Here is an 850-nt window from a genome sequence, read left to right on the forward strand (position 1 = left end):
CCACAGCTCCACATCGAATTCTCGGTATTTCACCAGAGATAAAGTTTTGGTTGCGGGGGCAGGATTTGAACCTGCGGCCTTCGGGTTATGAGCCCGACGAGCTACCGAGCTGCTCCACCCCGCGTCAATATAAGCAAAACATATATGGTGGAGGCTGAGGGGATCGAACCCCCGACCCTCTGCTTGTAAGGCAGATGCTCTCCCAGCTGAGCTAAGCCTCCATAATTATACCCGAGGTCCCCGTAAAATAACCGGATTAACCTACAAGGTGTTATATCGCTTTTAGGGTAAATTGGTGACCCGTAGGGGATTCGAACCCCTGTTACCTCCGTGAAAGGGAGGTGTCTTAACCCCTTGACCAACGGGCCTAATTAAACAAAGCAAATATGGCAGAGAGGAAGGGATTCGAACCCTCGAGACCCGGTTAGAGCCTACACGATTTCCAATCGTGCTCCTTCGACCACTCGGACACCTCTCTATAAATGGCTCCCCGAACAGGACTCGAACCTGTGACAACTCGATTAACAGTCGAGTGCTCTACCAACTGAGCTATCAGGGAATAACAAGAAATGATAGAGTCCAATAAAAAACCCACTACATGGTGGGTCAGTCTTCATCCAATATAAAGATGACACCATAAAAACTGAACATGATATATACAAAACAATCAGCTGGTTTTACTTAAATGCTTCCGAAGTCAAAGCGTATGCTCACTTCAGAAACGTTGTAGGATAAGCCCTCGACCGATTAGTATTCGTCAGCTCCACACATTGCTGTGCTTCCACCCCGAACCTATCAACCTCGTCGTCTTCAAGGGGTCTTACTAGTTGGGAAATCTCATCTTGAGGGG

At 48.0% G+C, this 850-nt stretch carries 5 tRNA genes and 1 rRNA gene; all 6 read right to left on the reverse strand.

Annotated features, from left to right (window positions below):
• Positions 1-47 precede the first annotated feature (47 nt).
• Positions 48-124: transfer RNA gene (locus M3194_RS30770), tRNA-Met, on the reverse strand.
• A 21-nt stretch (positions 125-145) separates the two neighbouring features.
• A tRNA-Val gene (locus M3194_RS30775) sits at positions 146-221 on the reverse strand.
• A gap of 72 nt (positions 222-293) precedes the next feature.
• Positions 294-368: transfer RNA gene (locus M3194_RS30780), tRNA-Glu, on the reverse strand.
• 19 nt (positions 369-387) lie between these two features.
• Positions 388-478 (reverse strand) — tRNA-Ser (locus M3194_RS30785).
• Positions 479-483: 5 nt separating this feature from the next.
• Positions 484-559, reverse strand: a tRNA-Asn gene (locus M3194_RS30790).
• Between the two features lie 168 nt (positions 560-727).
• A 23S ribosomal RNA gene (locus M3194_RS30795) occupies positions 728-850 on the reverse strand; the annotation flags it as partial.

The sequence above is a fragment of the Paenibacillus glycanilyticus genome (assembly GCF_023715145.1).
In the GTDB taxonomy this organism is placed as follows: Bacteria; Bacillota; Bacilli; order Paenibacillales; family Paenibacillaceae; genus Pristimantibacillus; species Pristimantibacillus glycanilyticus_A.